Genomic DNA, 16,369 nt, shown 5'->3' on the forward strand with positions numbered 1-16,369 from the left:
ACCGCCGCGGGACGTGAACGCGACGGGCCGCTCAGCCCTGGCGCGAAGGCTCCGGCAGACGGGCCGCCGCGGCCGGGGCCGCCTTGCGGGCGTGCAGGACGCTCGCGCCCAGCGGCAGCGGTGAGTGCCCGACGAGCCGCAGGCCCGCACCGTCGAGCAGCGCCGCGTAGTGGTCGGCCCGCCGCTCGCGGCCGCCGACGTTGCACATCATGTGGAGGTCCCAGGCCGTCGCGAGCGACGGCGAGCCGTCCGGCGGCAGCAGCCGCTCCACGATGAGCAGGTCGGCGTGGGCCGGCATCGCCCGGGCGCAGTGGCCCAGGATCTCGCGGCAGCGGTCGTCGTCCCAGTCGTGCAGCACCCGGGACAGGACGTACACGTCCCCGCTCGCGGGCACGTCGGCGAAGTCGCCCACCCGGTAGCTGCAGCGGGCGCCGACGCCGGCCGCGTCGAGGTGCCGCCGGGCGGCCTCGACGACGTGCGCGCGTTCCAGCAGGACGCCGTGTAGGGCCGGGCGCGCGGCCAGGATCCGGCCGAGCAGTTCGCCGGTGCCGCCCGCGACGTCGACCACCGTCCGGCGGCCGGGCACGGCGCCGGCCGCGGCGATGACCGGGTGCGAGGGGAGCGGATCGAACATGCGCGCGCTCGCGGCCATGGACTGGTCGAAGCGCTCGGCGAGCGCGGGCTGGCGGGCGAAGTAGTCGAAGTGGTTCTCGCCGAAGAGCTGCTCGAAGCCGGTCTGTCCGGTCCGTACGGCACTCGCGAGCAGCGCGAACGACTGGTAGAACGCCCCGCCGTACATCAGCGCCAGCGAGCGCATCGACCCCGGGGAGTCCGTGCGCAGCAGCTCCCCGAGCCCGGTGAGCCGGAAGCCGCCCGGCTCCGCCGAGACCACGCCCAGCATGGCGAGGTAGCGCAACAGGGTGGCGAGGTTCTCCGGGTCGGCGTCGACGGCCCGGGCCAGCGCGTCCACGCCGATGACGGCACGGGGACCGCCGTCGTTGCGGGCGTCCATCGCCTCAGGCAGCCGCAACTGCGCGCACGCCGCGAGGGCCTGGGTCGTCCACGCACCGGTCATCAGGCGCAGGAGCGTTTCCGCGGGCTGCCGGGCCTGGTACGCGGCGAGGTGGGGGGTGAGCACGCTGCGGTGGTCGCCGCTCGCGTAGAGCTCGACCCGCCGGTACCCGGCCTTCGAGTCGGCGGGTGCGGTGAAGTAGAACACCGTGCCGTCCTCGTGCGGGTTGTAGCCGCCGCCGTCGGCGACCGCGCCGTGCTGCGCGAAGGTCTCGCACAGGCCGCGCAGCACCAGCGGGTCCGGCCGCCCGACCTCGAAGGCGATGTGCGCCTCGTGGTCCCCGGCGCGCTCGTGCACGGCGACGTCCGCCAGCTCCGAGCCGGGCGGGACGGCCAGGGTGAACATCTCGACCACCCGGCGCTCGCCGTCGGTGCAGCGCACCTCGGGCCGCAGAATCCTTACGTCCAGAGCCGCCGCCTCGCGCCGGTGTCGCAGGGCCAGCCGCTCCCGGACGACGACGCTCGGCTGCGCCACCGCGTCCGCGTCGAGCCCGCAGGCCGTCAACTGCCGCCGCAGGGACGGCCCGTCGGCGGGGAAGACGAGCAGCGCCGCGTGTGCGAACCGGCAGCGGTCGGCCAGCGCCCGCAATTCCAGGCCGTCGAGCCCGGGCAGCAGGAGGCGGAGCAGGGTGGCGGTGTCCTGGTTGCGGACGAAGTCGACCGCGGCGCTCAGCCGGGCGGTGTCGTCGGGGGCTTCCGCGGGCGGTGCTTCGGGTCCGTGTGCGGGTGTTGCGGTCGGTGTCGTCATGGGGAGGACATCCTTGGTTTCCGGTCCGTTTCGGTGCTCGGGAGGCCGCGGGGGCGCCTCGGTGGGGGTAGCAGGACGGCTCGCGGACGCGAGGGAGTTGCTTCGGGGCGGGGCAGGGCACGGCGAAAGAGAAGAAGGGGACGTCTGCGGGATGCCGGGGGGAGGGGGCAGACGCACGGACACACGCCTCAGAGACCGACGTAGTTCTCCGCGAACCAGTCCTGCTGCGTGCGCGAGGTGCGCAGCATCTCGATGCGGGAGTGACGCAGCCGGTCCTGGAACAGCGAATCGGAGCCCGAGCCCGCCGGGTCCGCGTGCAGCAGCCGGATCATCCAGTGCGAGAACTCCTGCGCACGCCAGATGTACGCCAGACACTGCGCCGAGTAGCGGTCGAGCGGCGCCGGGTCCGCGTGCCGGAGGGCGGCGGTGAGACCGCCGGCGAGGAGCTCCGCCTCCAGCACCGCCAGGTTGGCGCCCTTCGCGGCCGACGGGCTGATCAGGCTGGCTGCGTCACCGGCGAGGAAGAGCGAGCCGTGCCGCAGCGGCTCCAGTACGTCGGACTCCAGGTCCACGACGGTGCGCCGGGAGATCGGGCCGCGCTCGAGCGGGCCGTGGTCGGCGGCCCGCAGGCGCAGCGCGAGCTCGTCCCAGATCCGGTCCTCGGACCAGGCGTCGGGCGCGGTCCCGCGGGCGACCTGGAGGTAGTACCGCGTGACCTCGGGGGAGCGGGCCATGTGCCCGGCGAAGCCCCGCGGGTGGATCGCGTAGCCCACGGCGTCGAGGCTCGGCGGCGCCTCGGCGAGGAGGCCGAGCCAGGTCACTCCGTGGTCGCGGTGGTGGCGGCGGACCGCCCCGTCCGGGATCGAGCGCCGGGCGGCGCCGTGGCGTCCGTCGCACCCGGCGACGTACCGGGCGGCCCAGCGGCTCGGGCGGCCGTCCGCGTCGCGCACGTCGACCACGGGCTGCGTGCCGTCGGCATCGCGGACGGCCACCGCCCCGGTCTCGAAGCGGATCCGGCCGCCGCCGGCCAGGTACTGCGCCAGCAGGTCCGTGACCAGCTCGTGCTGCGGGTAGACGGTGTGCTGCTCGCCCCTGCCGAGGAGGCGGTAGTCGAGTCGGAAGCGGTCGCTCTCCGTGCGGAACTCGCAGACGCCGTGCTCCTGTCCGCGTCGGCGCAGCCCCCCGGCCAGGCCGTGCCGGTCGAGGAGGCGCACGGTGTGCTCGGCGAGGTAGCCGGCGCGCGCCCGGGTCTGCACGTGCTCGCGCGCGGCGCGTTCGAGGATCGCGCAGTCGATTCCGGCTGCGAGTAAGAGGTTCCCGAGGACCAGCCCCGCGGGCCCGGCTCCGAGGATGACCACGTCGGCCGAGTCCTGGGCCGTTCGGGCCTTCTGACTTTCTGTCATGAAGGTGGATCATAGGCAGTGGGAACGTCGTGGATTGACGAAAATAACCCGAATGCCACAGTGACGGATGGGGTTGCTGAGGTTTAAGGGACAGTCCTGATGTCAGGGACTTACGGGACTGGTGGGGCCGATGCTCCGCGAGTGCCGGGAGCGAGGTCGACGGCGCACTCCGCAGGAGCGGGTGCTTCCGTACAGGCCAGGACCCCCGGCCGGGCGGCTGTCAGTGCCCCAGTGCGCGCTTCAGCTCGGCCTTGTCCATCTGCGAGCGCCCCTTGATGTTGCGCTGCTTGGCCTCGTTGTAGAGCTGGTCCTTGGTCGGGCCCTGGGAACCGCTGTGGGAGCGTTGGCCGCCGCGCTTCGACGCGGGCATGTCCTCGATGGACGACCGGCTCGCGGTCTTGGACTCCCCGGCCTGCGCGCGTTCCTTGTTCACGGTCCGGGCGGCGATCTCCTTGGCACGCTCCTCGGACTCGCCGCGCTGTTCGGCGGACTCCTTGATGTGTTCGTACTGGCGTTCCCGCTTCGGGGAGGATCCACGTGGCATGGCGAACTCCTTTCGCTCGACGGTCGCCTACCCGCATTCGCCGGGGCCAAGGCTGCGGACACCGGAAAGTCCGACACCAGGCCCCCGCCGCCCCGGTGGCACCGGCCCCTACGCGGGCCAAGTCCCCGTCAGGCGGCGGACACCGGTGGCCCCGGCCCGGTCCACGGCCGCTTTGACCGTGGCGAAGACCGCCCCCTGCAGGGCTGCGGCGATCAGGACCTCGGACCAGGCGCGATCCTCGTCCAGGGCGTCGGGCGCATCGCCCGCGCCGCCCACCGTCTTCCACACCTGCTTGAACACCGTTCCGGCGATCAACCCGCCGGCGGCACCGAGCACCAGTCCGATCGGCCGGTAGGCGAGCTTGGCCTTGTGCATGCCGGTTCTCCGTACGTCGCTTTCCGCGCGGTCCGTCCTCCCCCGCATCTGCCCGCTCCCGGGACGGCAACACACGCGCACGACTGCCGTTTCAGGCACCCGAGTCCGGGCACGCGGCATACATGGACCGGTCGCAGGCACCCGCTCTCGACGCCCGCGCCGCCCACCACGACAGCGGTCGGCTGCCCTTGGCCCCCCGGGGGCAGCGGGGCCGCGGTGCGGCGCCACGGGCGACTGCGGCCGCCGGCGACGGTGTCTCCCGCTCCGGCCCGCCGGCCACCGCAGCACGGGACGGACCTGCTGCCGGCCCGTTCGACGTTGCCCGGGGAGTGCGCAGCGCACCCGCGGGGAGGCCGGCACGGTGTCGTCCCGCTCCTCGGGCGACCCGACCCGGAGGTGGGTCTTGACCGGCCGCGGTGACCTCGCGGGCGGTGCCGCCGCGGAGCCCGCGGACACCGCCCTGCTGGACGGTGCGCTGGCCGAGACGGTCCGTCGTACCGGAGCCACCGGCGGCGCCGTGTACCTGTGGGAGCAGCCGGGGCGCAGCCTCGCACTGGCGGTACTGTGCGGCATCCCCGTGGAAGTGGCCCGTCCCTGGCAGCGGATCCCGCTGGACGACCCCACCCCGGTCGCCGACGCGGTCCGCGAGGACCGGCTCGTATGGGTCGGCTCCCAGGCGGACCTCGCGCACGTCTACCCGAGGACCGCCGTGCCCCTGCCCTACCGGTTCGCGCTCGTCGCCGTCCCCCTGCCGGGCCGCAGGGGTCCGAAGGGAGCCTTGTTGCTGCTGTGGCCCGCCAGCCATCCTGCCGACGCCACCCGCCGCGAACTGGAGCACATCACCGCCGAAGCCCGCCGCCTCGCACGCACGTGGGACGAGGCCGGAGCCGACGCGGTGTCCGCCGCCCCGGCACGGCCCCGCGTCGTCCCGCCCGCACGGCCGCACCCGTACGGCGGCCACGGTCCCCAGCCCGCCGCGGACTGGGCCGAGCGGCTGCCCGAGGGCGCCCTGGCGCTGGACCTCGAGGGGCGGATCGTCTTCGTCGACGGCACCGCCGCCGAGCTGCTCGGCCGCAGCGCCGCCCAGCTCGTCGGCACACGGCCCTGGCAGTCCCTGCCCTGGCTCGACGTCCCGCTGGTCGAGGACCGCTACCGGACGGCCGTGATCAGCCGGGACCCGGTCGAGTTCACCGCCCGCAAACCCCCCGACGGCCGACTGCGCTTCGAGCTGTACCCGGACGCCAGCGGCATCAGCATCCGCATCACCGACCCCGGCGGCGCCACGACCCCGGCGGCGAGGGCGGTGACGGCAGGGACGGTGGAGACGACGAGGACGGCAGAGACGGCAGGGACAGTGGCAGGGACGGCAGGGACGGAGCAGCCCCTCCCGGCCCCCGGCCCGCCCCGGCAAGCACCCGCCGGGCCGGGCGGCGCCGACGCGGGACGCGTCTACCAGCTCCTGCACCTGTCGGCCGCCCTCACCGAGACCGTCGCCGTCCGTGACGTCGTCGAACTCGTCGCCCACCAGATCCTCCCCGCCTTCGGAGCAGACGCCCTCGTACTCTCCGCGGCCGACTCCGGCCGGCTGAAGATCACCGGCCATCACGGATACGACCGGGCCGTCATCGACCGCCTCGACGCCCTGCCCCTGGACACGGCACTTACCCCGGCGGGCCAGGTGCTCGCCACCGGCGCCCCGGCCTTCTTCGGCAGCCCGCAGGAGTTGGCCGACGCCTATCCCCGCGCCCCCTGGATCAGCGGCAAGCAGGCCTGGGCCTTCCTGCCGCTGATGATCTCCGCCCGGCCCGTCGGCTGCTGCATCCTCTCGTACGACCGGCCGCACGCCTTCACCGCCGACGAGCGCGCCGTCCTCACCTCGCTGGCCGGCCTGATCGCCCAGGCGCTGGACCGGGCCCGCCTCTACGACACCGCCCACGACCTCGCGCACGGCCTCCAGCAGGCACTCCTCCCGCACCGCCTGCCCACCGTGCCCGGACTCGAGATCGCCGGGCGCTACCTGCCGGCCGGACGCGGGATGGAGATCGGCGGCGACTTCTACGACGTCATCGTCCTGGACACCACCACCACCGTCGCCGCCGTCATCGGAGACGTGCAGGGCCACAATGTCGCCGCGGCGGCCCTCATGGGGCAGCTGCGCACCGCCGTCCGCGCCACCGCCGGCGCCCCGCCCGACGAGGTCCTCACCCGCACGGCCCGCCTCCTGGAGGGCCTGGACACCGACCTCCTCGCCTCCTGCCTGTACGCGCACATCGACCTCGCGGCCGGGCTGGCGACCCTGGGCAGCGCGGGACATCCGCCGCCGCTGGTGCACGTCCCGGGGGAGCCGCCACGCCGGGTGGAGCTCGATCCGGCCCCGCTGCTCGGAGTCGGGGCCGACGAGCCCTGCCCCGTCACCCGCCTGGAGCTGCCGCCGGGCACGCTCCTCGCGTTCTACACGGACGGCCTGGTCGAGAAGCCCACCGCCGCCGGTGTCGACGCGGACCGGGGCACGGACCTGCTCGCCTCGGTCCTCGCGGAGCACACCGGGTGCGGCCTCGACGACCTGGTCGAGGCCGTCCTGGGTGCCTCCGGCCCCGCCGCCCGCAACACCGACGACATCGCGCTCCTCCTCCTGCGCACCCGAGCGGCGGCGGGCGGCACGGCCGGGGCCGCGAGTGCAGCGGGGTTGAGCGGGGGGATCGCGGGCAGGCGCCGTGAGCCGTCCGACCGGCCTGGGTGGAGGTGAGCCGTGGAGACCTCGGTGGACCGGATCGCGGACCCGTGGGGAGCCCGCACTCCGTACGCTCCCGGCACGGACGGGCCGCAGCGGACGGACACGTACCGGGAACCGGGACCCCGCCCTGCGTCAGCGGCCTCCGACAGTGCGGCCCAGTGCCGACTGCTGCTGGTGCGGCACGCCGAGGCCGTGCCGAAGGACCGGCCGATCGACGACTTCGACCGGCCTCTGAGCGAGCGCGGACGGGCCGACGCTCCCCGGACGGGCCGCTGGCTCGCGGACTCCGGATTCCCGCTCGGCCTGGTGCTGTGCTCCCCGGCCCGCAGGACGCGGCAGACCTGGCAGCTCGCGGTCCCGGCCCTGAGGGACCCGCCGCCCGCCGTGTACGACGATCGGCTCTACAACGCAGCCCCGAGCATGCTGGTATCCGTACTGGCGGAGCGCGGGCGGGGCCTCGGCTCCCTGGTTCTGGTCGGCCACAACGCGGGCATCCACGAGCTGGCCGTCGGCCTGTGCGGGAGCGGCCCTGCGGACCTGCTGGAGCGGATGAGGGCGGGATTCCCGACCTCGGGGGTCGTGGTGGTGGACGTGCCGGGCGGCTGGGAGCTGCTGCCGGGGAGCGGGACCCTGGCGGCCCTCTGGTCACCGGCCGGCTGACCTCGCCGGCCGGTCCGTCCGCAAGCCTTCAGAGGGGATCCGCCACCGCGGGGCCGAGAGGGAACAGGTCGGCCGATCCGGTGAGCTCGAGCAGTCTGATCATCTGGTGGCTGGGTGCCGCAAGCCGGATACGGTGCCCCGCGACCTGGGCCTGCAGCCTGGCCGCGAGCAATGCATTGAGCCCGGCGGAGTCGCAGAACGACGAGTGCCGCAGGTCGACGACGATGTCCGAGCCTTCCGGGGCCTCGGAGAGAGCGGTCATGAGCGAGCTCCGGAGCTCTTCCGCGTGATCGAGGTCCATGTCACCGCTCACGCGGAGCACGTACCGGTCCTGCTCCTGGGGCGTGGTCCGCTGATCGGTATGACCCTTGCCGCTAACCATGGTGTGCCTCCTGATACGCCAGGCTCCTGCCCTTCGCGAGGCGCCACATGCATATGCCGCGCCCGAAGCGCAGCGAGAGCCGCCCCGGCCCCGGGACGGAGTGGTTCAGCCGGCCAGGGCGACCAGCCTGCGATGGGCGAGGTGTTCCGAGGAGCGGGCCGTGAGGTGTACGCGTACCTCGGGAAGGAGGTCTTTGAGGGTCGAGTACGCGGCGGTGTAGACGTCCTCCTGGGCACTGGTGCCCGGGGGTGCCCAGAAGATGAGCAGCTGCTCGTGCCTGCGGGCGCCGTCGGGCGCGGCGAAGGACAGCTCGTGGAGGAGCAGCCGCGGCTCGGTCCTGGGCAGGTGCTGGATCACTTCTTCGTGGGTCCAGTTGGCTTCGGCCTCCGGTACCAGGACGCCGGCCGTGAGACGGAAGACCGCGGTGTTGATCTCCCGCTTCTCCTTCATGTGGTGGGCTGCCTCCAGGCAGCCCTCCGATACGCGGTCGGGGCTGTTCACCGGGTTTCCCTTCTCGGGTGCTGGCGGCTCGCTCGACTGCCGGCCCTGGTCACCACGACCTCCTCTCCCGTCGGGCCTGCGACGGCCACGGTACGGCCTGCCGGGGGCGGCCGAGCGGCACACCACGGGGGTGGCGGGAGTCCGGCGGCCGGGCGGGTGACTGCCGCCCCGCGGACGGCGGACGGGACCACCGGAGCGGTCCGTGCCGTCCGCACCGGCTCCATCCGGCCCCTTTCCGCAGGACAGGGGCCAAAACCAGGAGGGCCCGCCCAGGACGGCCGGGCCGCCACGCGCCACCCCTCACGCCACCGGAGGCCCACCTCCTGCAAGGTCTGGCTGACACGGCCGCCACCGCGTTCGGCCCCGGAGGTCCCAGCGGCCCGAGCGGCAGCGGTCGGCACCACGGGTGGTGCTCCTCTCGTGCTCCGGGGCCGGCATCGCAGCAGGCACCCGGCTCCGTGCCGGGGCGGCGCTGGGTGCCGGTGACCGGTGTCGCACCACGGCGGGGTACGCGTGCGGCGGCAGGTGCACAGGGCGACGACGAACCGGTCGGACACGACGGTGGTGCCGTCGTCGAGGACCACCTCCACCGGGCCTTCCAGCAGCACGGGGCCCGCCGGATCGACGCGGCCGCGGTGGGGCGGCCGCGCCAGGTGGGGCGGCGGGCCCGGACGGTTTTCGGCCGTCGCGCGGGGAAGTTCGGGATCAGATGTCCTCCTGGGGGCGGTAGTCCCCGGGCAGGCGCACCAACCGCTCCTGCACCTCCGGCAGGCGGCGTGCCGTGCCGAGCAGGTCCATGCCCACCTCCGCGATCTCCGGGGGCCACGCCCCATGCCTGAGCTGCGGCTACCCAGGCCCGGTCGTTCCATCCCCGCTGGTGTCGGCGCCGGTGGTGCTGACGGATCTGCAGGAGCGCTCGTACTCGATCTGGACGAGCGGGTTGCCGTCGCCGAAGTCGAAGGTGCGCTCCCCGCCCGACTCGGAGAAGCCGGCCTTGGTGTAGAAGCGGCGGGACCGAGGGGTGTCGCGCAGCGTCCAGAGGTGGACCCGGGTGAAGCCGGCCGCGCGCAGGTGGCGAAGGGTCTCGGTCATCAGGACGGCGGCGGCGCCGCTGCCCCAGCCGTCGGGGTGGCTGTAACAGCTGTAGACCTCCGCCAGGCCCGGCCGGCTCTCCGACGGACCGCAGAAGGACAGGGCGAGGGGGCGCCCGTCGCGGACGGCGAGGAGAACCGTTTCCCGGCCGTGCTCACCGGTGATGCGCGCGTGCCATCGTCCCCGCCTGTCCCGCACGGCTTGCGCGGCGAACCCCGGTGCGAAGAAGGGGGCGTACGCAGCCTCCCAGGCCGCGGCGTGGATCTCGCCGAGCACGTCCCCGTCGCCGGGCACCGCGGGACGAACGTCGATCATCAGGTCACTCCTCGCCACTGGTCCGCTCGGGTCGCCGCAACTCTACGTACCGGCCCGCATGCGCGGCGTCCGAATTTTTCAGGGTCGGGAGACAGTGTCGATCGGGACCAAAGTCCATGGCCGGGTGTCTCCGCAAGGGCACTGAGCCGCGGCCGGCTGATCGGCATCGTGCGCGGCCGTGATCCCGAGGCGGCGCTCACGCTCGTCGAGCACGGACTCGGTGGGCGGGCCGTCGTACCTGAGGTCCCTGCGCTCGGAGTCCCCCCCGGCTCTGCCTGGTGCCGGTGGGCCCGGCGACGGCGGCGGGAAGCGGCCGCGTTCCTGGCGGCCGGAGCCTGCGCGGTCGGCGCCGGCCATGTCCTGGCCGGGGACGCCGCCGACGGGGGCGACCTGCATGCGCTGCCCACACAGGTCGCGCGGTTCCGGGCGCAGTGCGCACCGTGAGCGGGTTCCGGTTCCGACCTGCCGGGCCCCAGGGCGCATGCCCCCGCCCTCCGCGGAAGAACCCGGGGGCGCGGTGAGTGCCGTGGACCAGGGCGGGTAGTCGCGGCACAGGACCGGACGCGGTGGAAAGCCGTGCAGCCGGGCCGCCGGAGCCGTGGCCCGGGTAGCGCGCCGCCGACTTCCCGGCCGTCCCCACCCGAAGGAGGCCGTCCGTGAACCGCGCCGCGCTGTTCGACGTCGACGGAACCCTCGCCGACACCAATCACCTGCACGTCACGTCCTGGTGGGAGGCCCTGCGGCAAGCCGGGCACGACGTGTCGATGCACGCCATCCACCGCGCGATCGGGCTGCCGGGCGAGGACCTCCTCGCCCACCTGCTCGGCGACGGGCGTGACAGGAGCGAGGACGCGGACCTCACCACCGCGCACGACACCCTGTACGGCACCTTCTTCGACCGGCTGCCCCGGATCGACTCGGCGGACGAACTGCTGCGCGCGCTCGACCGGCGCGGCTGGCGCGTCGTCCTGGTCACCTCGGCGGCGAGCACGGAGCTCGGCGCGCTGAGGCGGGCCATCGGAGCCGATGACGCCATCACCGCCACCGCGAGCGCCGACGACGTGGACGAGGGAAAGCCGGCGCCGGACCCCGTGCACCACGCCCTCGAACTCGCCGACGCGCCCGCCCGCGGAGCCGTCTTCGTCGGCGACACCGTGTGGGACATGAAGGCCGCCGCCCGGGCCGGTGTCACCGGCGTGGGCCTGCTCTGCGGCGGGATACCCCGTCACGACCTTGAAGAAGCCGGGGCCCGTGCCGTGTACGACGGGCCGGCCGACCTGCTCGGCCGACTGGACCGCAGTCCCTTCGCCGACGACGCGCCGCAGGGCGCCGGTCGGTGACCCCCTTCCTGGAAGGCGATGTCCGATGATGCACCTCCCCCTTTCCGGGCTCGGCTCGGACGGCCCGGGTCCCCGTGCAGGCAGCCGCATCGTGGTCGTGGGCGCCACGGGCAACGTGGGCACCAGCGTGGTCCGGGCACTGGCCGCCGACCCCTCCGTCGGCTCCGTCCTGGGCCTGGCCCGCAGGCTCCCGGCCTGGCGGCCGGCCAAGACCGGCTGGCACGCCGTGGACATCGAGCCCGGCGGAGGCGATCTCGCGGAGCAATTCGCCGGGGCCGACGCCGTGATCCACCTCGCCTGGAAGTTCCAGCCGACGCACGATCCCGCCGAGACCTGGCGGACCAACGTCCTCGGGAGCATCCGCGTCTTCGACGCCGTCGCCGCCGCAGGCGTGCCCGCCCTCGTCCAGGCCTCCTCGGTCGGCGCGTACTCGCCCGGCCCCAAGGACCGTACGGTCGACGAGTCCTGGCCCACCCACGGGTGGCCGCAGGCCGCGTACTGCCGGGAGAAGGCGTACGTCGAACGGCTCCTCGACGGCTTCGAGACGGCCCACCCCGGCATCCGGGTGGTGCGGATGCGCCCCGGATTCCTGTTCAAGCGGGAGGCCGCCTCCGAGCAGCGCCGCATCTTCGCCGGCTCGCTGCTCCCGGGCCGACTCGTCCGGCCCGGCCTGATCCCCGCCGTGCCCGACCTGCCGGGACTGCGCTTCCAGGCCCTCCACACCGACGATGCCGCAGCCGCCTACGTGGCGGCGGCCGCCCGCCCCGTCCACGGCGCCTTCAACCTCGCCGCGGATCCGCCGCTGGACGCACGGGTCCTTGCGGGCATCCTCGCGTCGCGGCCCGTGCGCATGCCCGAGGCGGCGGTACGGGCGGCGCTCGCGGCGGCCTGGCGCCTGCACTTCGTACCGGCGTCCCCGGACCTCTTCGACGCCGTGCTGAGGCTGCCGCTGATGGACTCCTCCCGGGCCCGGGAGGTGCTCGGCTGGCAGCCCCGGTACACCGCCGTGGAAGCGGTCGAGGAGTTCCTCACCGGCCTGCGCGAGAAGGCCGGAATGGCCACGGCCCCCTTGGCTGCGTGAACCCGCCGCCTCGTGCGTGGGGTGGCGGGGCGGGGGTAGGCGCAGTGGGTCCCCTTCCCGGCGACCGAAGGAGGAGAGCGGCCATGCGCACGTCCTCGGAACACGACGCCCAGCACCTGCTCGGTCTCTACCTCAACGACCACCTGGCGGGATCCAGCGCCGGGGTCGACCTTCTGAAACGGGCGGCGAAGAGCCACAGCGGCAGGCCGTTCGGTCCTCAGCTCGCGCACCTGGCACAGGAGGTCGCAGAGGACCGCGAATCCCTGAAGGAGATCATGCGGAGCCTGGACGTGCCCGAACGCCGCTCCCGGGCGGCTCTGGGGTGGCTGGGGGAGAAGGCGGGCCGCCTCAAGCTCAACGGACGCCTCTTCTCCCGGTCCCCGCTCAGCGACGTCATCGAGCTCGAGGCCATGCGGCTGGGCGTCCAGGGCAAGCGTTCCTGCTGGCTGACCCTGCGGTCGCTGGCGAAGAGCGACGGCCGCATCGACGCGGCGCGGCTCGCCCGGCTCCTGGAACGGGCAGAAGAACAGGCCGAGGTGCTCGAGGACCTGCGCACGCGGTGTGCCGTACGGGCCTTCGTCCCGGGCCGCGTCGGCTCCGCGCGGGCCCGGCCCGCCAAGCCGCATTCCCTGCCCCGAGGCGCCTTCTGACCCCCGTTCAGCCGTTGCCCTGGTCGGTGTGGTTCGGTTCGGCGAGGAGTGCGAGGAGGCCGGCGATCTCGTGCCCGGCTTCTGCGGGGTGGCGGAAGGGCGCGCCGGGCACGATCGCGTAGTGGTTGCGGCGGCCGTCCTCGGCCCGGCGCCGGGTGAGGTACCCGGCCTGTTCGAGGTCGGCGACGACTGCCTGTGCGGTCCGTTCGGTCACGCCGCAGATCAGAGCGACATCGCGGAGGCGTACGCCGGGATCCCGGGAGATCGCGAGCAGGACGCGAGCATGGGTGGTCAGGAACGTCCACTCCGAGCGGTGATCACGCAGCTCTGGCATGGATTCCATTTTGCCCCTACTCGCCCACGCATGCGATTACATGTGATGATTTTCGTGTAATCGTTGATGTATGAGCAGGCGCGGTCGACAATGTGTTCCAACCACCCGATCAGGTCGTGGAGGGCTCATGAACCCCATCCCCCGATCCCCCCGGCCGACGGCTCCGCCGCACGCGGGCGGTGAAATCGATCTGCACAGCGCCGCGCGCCCTTTCGGGGGTGTTCCGTGATCGCCGCCGCCGTCCCCCGGCCCGAACCCGAAGAATGCGGCCTGTGCAGGACGTCTTTCACCCCGGGATCGGGGCAGTACGCACGCGTCCCCGACTCCTCCTACATCGACCCGGCGGACCCCGCCCACGACGGCAACCGGCCCGTCACCGCCTGCGGGCCCGACCACCTGAGCCAGCTCACCGCCATCCTGCGCGGGAGGCCCTTCACGTACGCGGAACTGTGGGCCGGACGCCTCGCCCAGGTTCACGCCGCGCACCCCGGAGGCATCGGGCTGAAGGAGCTCGCCCGCCGGTCCGGGCTCACGGAGGCCCAGCTGGAAGAAGCGGCCCTGTGGGCGGGCCGGGGCTCGATGCCCCGGCCCTGACGTCCCATGGCAGGCGACCGTCGGCGCGGACCAGCGGGCGGAGAACGCGAACGAGGCGGTCAGCGGTCCTGGGAGAGCTCCAGGAGCTCCGCGAAGGTCCCGCCGGCGTGGACGAGGTCCTCGTACCGGCCCTGCTCCGTGATCCGCCCGTGCTCCATCACCACGATGTGGTCGGCGATCTTCGTGTTCTCCAGGCGGTGCGTGACCACGATGGTGATGCGGTCGGCGGCGATGGCCTTGATCTGCTCGAACATCAGATGCTCGCCGCGCGGGTCCATCTGGGAGGTGGGCTCGTCCAGGATCAGCAGCGCCGGGCGGCGGTACAGCGCGCGGGAACACGCCACCCGCTGCCACTGCCCGCCGGAGATCTCCGAACCGCCGAAGACGTCCCGGGCGAGGAGCGTGTCCAGGCCCGCGGGAAGGTCCTCGACGGCCTCACGCAGGCCGACCGCGTCGATGGCCTCCCACACCGGGGCGTCGTCGTGGGTGCGGGGCTGGCCGAGGGTGATGTTCTCGCGGACCCGCAGGGGCCACTGCGCGAAGATCTGCGGCACCAGCCCCGTGTTCGCCCACACCGTGCCGGGATCCACCTCGGCGAGGTCGGTGCCGTTCCACGTGGCCTTGCCCTTGTCGGGCAGGTAGATCCCGGTCAGCAGCCGGGTCAGCGTGGACTTCCCCGAGCCGTTCGCCCCGACGATCGCGAGGATCTGTCCGCGTTCCAGGGCGAGGGACACACCGTCGATGGCGGGCTTGTCCTTGCCCGGGTACTGGTAGACGACCTCCTCGAGCCGGATCTCCGCGACCGGCGCGGTGAGCCGGCGCAGGCCGCGCTTCGGCGCGCGGCCGGCGGCCTCGTCGAGGAAGGCCTGCATGTCGCCCAGGTAGAGGCTGGTGTGGAAGACCGCGGCGCCGTTGACGACGACCTGGGACAGCGCGGCGAGCGTGGTCTGGACGGCGATCACGGCCGTCGCGGCGACCGCGAGGTCGACCCGGCCGGACACCGCCAGCCACGCGAGGGCGCCCCAGGTGGCGACGAGGAACACCCCGCCCGCCAGCGCGGACAGCAGGGCGATCCGCAGGGTCCGCGGCGCGGCGGCCAGGGTGCGCCGGTCGCAGCGGTCCGACAGGGCCCGCTGCCAGTAGACGAGGTAGTCGGTCATCGAGTTGGCGCGGACCTCGTCGCCGTACTTCGACTCGGTCGCCCACCAGCGCATCATCCCGCGCACGTTGCGGTCGGCGACGTTCGCGTAGTGGATCTCGTAGTCGACCCGGGCGGTCAGGACGGCTCCGACGCCGGCCGGCAGCACGGCGAGCAGGAGCAGCGGAAGCATCAGCGGATTCAGCACCGACAGCACACCGCCGGCGGTGACCATGCGGATCAGCGCGGCCACGAAGCGCTGGGCATCGGTGACCATCACATGGCTGCGGATCACGCCCATCTCCGCGGCTTCACGCCGGTCGGAGAAGCCGCTCTCCGCGTACGCCGCGGCCTCCACCCGGCACACCGCCTCCACGAGCGCGGCGTCCACCTCCGTCGTCAGCCGCGGAGTGATCCGCCGCTCGGCGTACGAGGCCACCGCACCCGCCGCACGGCCGAGCGCGGCGGCGAGCGCCACCACGAGCAGCGCCGGCAGCGCGTCGCGCAGCCGGTCACCGGCGGACCCGTCCCCGAGCACGGGGCGCATGGCCCGGGCGGTGGCGGCCAGCAGCACGGCGGCCGAAACGCCCGTGACGGCCTGGCAGCCGACCAGGAGCCGTACGGCCCGCCGGTCGGTCCGCCAGGACAGCAGGGCGATCCGGCCAAGGACGGCCGGGAGCTGCGCGCACATCTGCCGGAAGGAGACTTCGGCGAGCGGATTGACGGAGTACTGCCCGCTGTAGGTGATCTCTGCGGGCGGAGGTGGGGGCGGTGGGGCCGGGATCTGCGGGCTGCGGGTGTCGGCTGAGGTCAACTGGTCCTCCTGGCCGGTCAATTGGGTGGCGTTGTCGAGGTAAACGACGGCTGCCGGGTGTCGAACACACGTATTTCAGTCGGGATGGAATCCGTGCGGCAGCAGGCGACGCGGAGCGTGCCCGGTGCACCGACCCGTGGCGCGCTGGGCTTCCGTCCGCGGGCCGCTTGGCCGAATCGCCGAGCCCCCGGATCCGCGGGTCGGACCGGGGACGCTCCCGTGTCCGTCCGGGGATCGGCCGGCTACCGTCGGTGAGATTCGGGGGCCCTGCCGGTGAGGCGCCCCACAGGACCCAGGTCACATACGAGCCGGGCTAGTAGTCCCTGAGCGTGCCGCACGGCCTTCCCCTCACCGGCCCGCTGCGGGGTCGTCGGGCCCGTCCTGCGAGGGCGGCTAGTAATCGGGGTCGTTGCCAGGCGCTGGGGGCGTCGGTAGAACTGGATGAGTCGCCGGGCGGCACGGGGTTGTTTCACCCGCCGCCCACGAACCCCTCTCCTCCGCGTGAGTGGCTCACGCATGTCTCCGGCATGCCGCGACCGTCCTTGTTCCCGTCGGAAGGTTCGTCCGTGTCCAACGCCGTCATCCGCCGCATC

Annotated in this window: 16 protein-coding genes; 6 read left to right on the forward strand and 10 right to left on the reverse strand. The window is 73.7% G+C overall.

The features are described 5' to 3' along the window. Positions 1-31: 31 nt before the first annotated feature. The 4 genes from ACIGFK_RS16840 to ACIGFK_RS16855 all read right to left on the reverse strand — a co-directional run bounded on the left by ACIGFK_RS16840 (position 32) and on the right by ACIGFK_RS16855 (position 4,141). The gene (locus ACIGFK_RS16840; RefSeq protein ID WP_400052362.1) at positions 32-1,819 is read right to left on the reverse strand and encodes a methyltransferase; all 1,788 of its coding nucleotides are present in this window, start codon (positions 1,817-1,819) and stop codon (positions 32-34) included. A 188-nt stretch (positions 1,820-2,007) separates the two neighbouring features. Next, positions 2,008-3,222 (reverse strand): 4-hydroxybenzoate 3-monooxygenase, encoded by a 1,215-nt coding sequence (locus tag ACIGFK_RS16845; RefSeq protein WP_400052364.1) that lies wholly within the window; start codon positions 3,220-3,222, stop codon positions 2,008-2,010. A gap of 220 nt (positions 3,223-3,442) precedes the next feature. Then, positions 3,443-3,766 (reverse strand): plasmid stabilization protein, encoded by a 324-nt coding sequence (locus tag ACIGFK_RS16850; protein WP_376657347.1) that lies wholly within the window; start codon positions 3,764-3,766, stop codon positions 3,443-3,445. A gap of 108 nt (positions 3,767-3,874) precedes the next feature. Next, positions 3,875-4,141: a DUF4235 domain-containing protein gene (locus ACIGFK_RS16855; RefSeq protein ID WP_376657346.1), complete on the reverse strand. Its 267-nt coding sequence runs from the start codon at positions 4,139-4,141 to the stop codon at positions 3,875-3,877. A 403-nt stretch (positions 4,142-4,544) separates the two neighbouring features. Between ACIGFK_RS16855 and ACIGFK_RS16860 the strand changes: the two genes are divergently transcribed. Together ACIGFK_RS16860 and ACIGFK_RS16865 are read left to right on the forward strand one after the other, a co-directional pair. Beyond that, positions 4,545-6,887 carry a SpoIIE family protein phosphatase gene (locus ACIGFK_RS16860; protein ID WP_400052366.1) on the forward strand — a complete coding sequence of 781 codons (2,343 nt, stop codon included), beginning with the start codon at positions 4,545-4,547 and terminating at the stop codon, positions 6,885-6,887. Between the two features lie 3 nt (positions 6,888-6,890). Further along, entirely contained in the window at positions 6,891-7,535 is a 645-nt protein-coding gene (locus tag ACIGFK_RS16865; RefSeq protein ID WP_376657344.1) for a histidine phosphatase family protein, read from the forward strand. Positions 7,536-7,563: 28 nt separating this feature from the next. On the opposite strand, the gene ACIGFK_RS16870 is transcribed toward ACIGFK_RS16865, so the two are convergent. From ACIGFK_RS16870 to ACIGFK_RS16885, 4 genes are all read right to left on the reverse strand, one after another. Next, positions 7,564-7,917 (reverse strand): STAS domain-containing protein, encoded by a 354-nt coding sequence (locus ACIGFK_RS16870; RefSeq protein WP_376657343.1) that lies wholly within the window; start codon positions 7,915-7,917, stop codon positions 7,564-7,566. 105 nt (positions 7,918-8,022) lie between these two features. Next, positions 8,023-8,418, reverse strand: coding sequence for a hypothetical protein (locus tag ACIGFK_RS16875; protein ID WP_376657342.1), 396 nt, complete (start codon positions 8,416-8,418; stop codon positions 8,023-8,025). Further along, positions 8,415-9,026 (reverse strand): CDGSH iron-sulfur domain-containing protein, encoded by a 612-nt coding sequence (locus ACIGFK_RS16880; RefSeq protein WP_386471623.1) that lies wholly within the window; start codon positions 9,024-9,026, stop codon positions 8,415-8,417. The genes ACIGFK_RS16875 and ACIGFK_RS16880 overlap by 4 nt, the downstream gene beginning before the upstream one ends. A 238-nt stretch (positions 9,027-9,264) precedes the next feature. Then, positions 9,265-9,825, reverse strand: a complete 561-nt coding sequence (locus ACIGFK_RS16885; protein WP_376657340.1) for a GNAT family N-acetyltransferase — start codon at positions 9,823-9,825, stop codon at positions 9,265-9,267. Between the two features lie 656 nt (positions 9,826-10,481). On the opposite strand from ACIGFK_RS16885, the gene ACIGFK_RS16890 reads away from it, so the two are divergent. The 3 genes from ACIGFK_RS16890 (at position 10,482) to ACIGFK_RS16900 (ending at position 12,896) form a co-directional block, all read left to right on the forward strand. Continuing rightward, positions 10,482-11,165 carry an HAD family hydrolase gene (locus ACIGFK_RS16890; RefSeq protein ID WP_376657339.1) on the forward strand — a complete coding sequence of 228 codons (684 nt, stop codon included), beginning with the start codon at positions 10,482-10,484 and terminating at the stop codon, positions 11,163-11,165. Positions 11,166-11,190: 25 nt separating this feature from the next. After that, complete coding sequence (locus ACIGFK_RS16895) at positions 11,191-12,246, forward strand: NAD-dependent epimerase/dehydratase family protein (RefSeq protein WP_400052370.1); 1,056 nt, start codon at positions 11,191-11,193, stop codon at positions 12,244-12,246. Positions 12,247-12,329: 83 nt separating this feature from the next. Beyond that, positions 12,330-12,896 (forward strand): hypothetical protein, encoded by a 567-nt coding sequence (locus tag ACIGFK_RS16900; protein ID WP_400052372.1) that lies wholly within the window; start codon positions 12,330-12,332, stop codon positions 12,894-12,896. A 7-nt stretch (positions 12,897-12,903) separates the two neighbouring features. On the opposite strand, the gene ACIGFK_RS16905 is transcribed toward ACIGFK_RS16900, so the two are convergent. Further along, on the reverse strand, positions 12,904-13,230 hold the full coding sequence (locus ACIGFK_RS16905) for a MarR family transcriptional regulator (RefSeq protein WP_400052374.1): 327 nt from the start codon (positions 13,228-13,230) through the stop codon (positions 12,904-12,906). A gap of 225 nt (positions 13,231-13,455) precedes the next feature. On the opposite strand from ACIGFK_RS16905, the gene ACIGFK_RS16910 reads away from it, so the two are divergent. Continuing rightward, on the forward strand, positions 13,456-13,824 hold the full coding sequence (locus ACIGFK_RS16910) for a hypothetical protein (RefSeq protein WP_376657335.1): 369 nt from the start codon (positions 13,456-13,458) through the stop codon (positions 13,822-13,824). Between the two features lie 59 nt (positions 13,825-13,883). Here the strand turns inward: ACIGFK_RS16910 and ACIGFK_RS16915 are convergent, their stop codons facing one another. Then, positions 13,884-15,776, reverse strand: coding sequence for an ATP-binding cassette domain-containing protein (locus ACIGFK_RS16915; RefSeq protein WP_400052377.1), 1,893 nt, complete (start codon positions 15,774-15,776; stop codon positions 13,884-13,886). Between the last annotated feature and the right edge of the window lie 593 nt (positions 15,777-16,369).

The organism is Streptomyces sp. NPDC085524 (genome assembly GCF_044541755.1).
Classification (GTDB): Bacteria; Actinomycetota; Actinomycetes; order Streptomycetales; family Streptomycetaceae; genus Streptomyces.

Bases quoted from the DNA above. Each gene is read 5' to 3' on its own strand.
- ACIGFK_RS16840 (WP_400052362.1), bottom strand. From the start codon at position 1,819: ATGACGACACCGACCGCAACACCCGCACACGGACCCGAAGCACCGCCC.
- ACIGFK_RS16900 (WP_400052372.1), top strand. From the start codon at position 12,330: ATGCGCACGTCCTCGGAACACGACGCCCAGCACCTGCTCGGTCTCTAC.
- ACIGFK_RS16885 (WP_376657340.1), bottom strand. From the start codon at position 9,825: ATGATCGACGTTCGTCCCGCGGTGCCCGGCGACGGGGACGTGCTCGGC.
- ACIGFK_RS16870 (WP_376657343.1), bottom strand. From the start codon at position 7,917: ATGGTTAGCGGCAAGGGTCATACCGATCAGCGGACCACGCCCCAGGAG.
- ACIGFK_RS16895 (WP_400052370.1), top strand. From the start codon at position 11,191: ATGATGCACCTCCCCCTTTCCGGGCTCGGCTCGGACGGCCCGGGTCCC.
- ACIGFK_RS16845 (WP_400052364.1), bottom strand. From the start codon at position 3,222: ATGACAGAAAGTCAGAAGGCCCGAACGGCCCAGGACTCGGCCGACGTG.
- ACIGFK_RS16850 (WP_376657347.1), bottom strand. From the start codon at position 3,766: ATGCCACGTGGATCCTCCCCGAAGCGGGAACGCCAGTACGAACACATC.
- ACIGFK_RS16855 (WP_376657346.1), bottom strand. From the start codon at position 4,141: ATGCACAAGGCCAAGCTCGCCTACCGGCCGATCGGACTGGTGCTCGGT.
- ACIGFK_RS16905 (WP_400052374.1), bottom strand. From the start codon at position 13,230: ATGCCAGAGCTGCGTGATCACCGCTCGGAGTGGACGTTCCTGACCACC.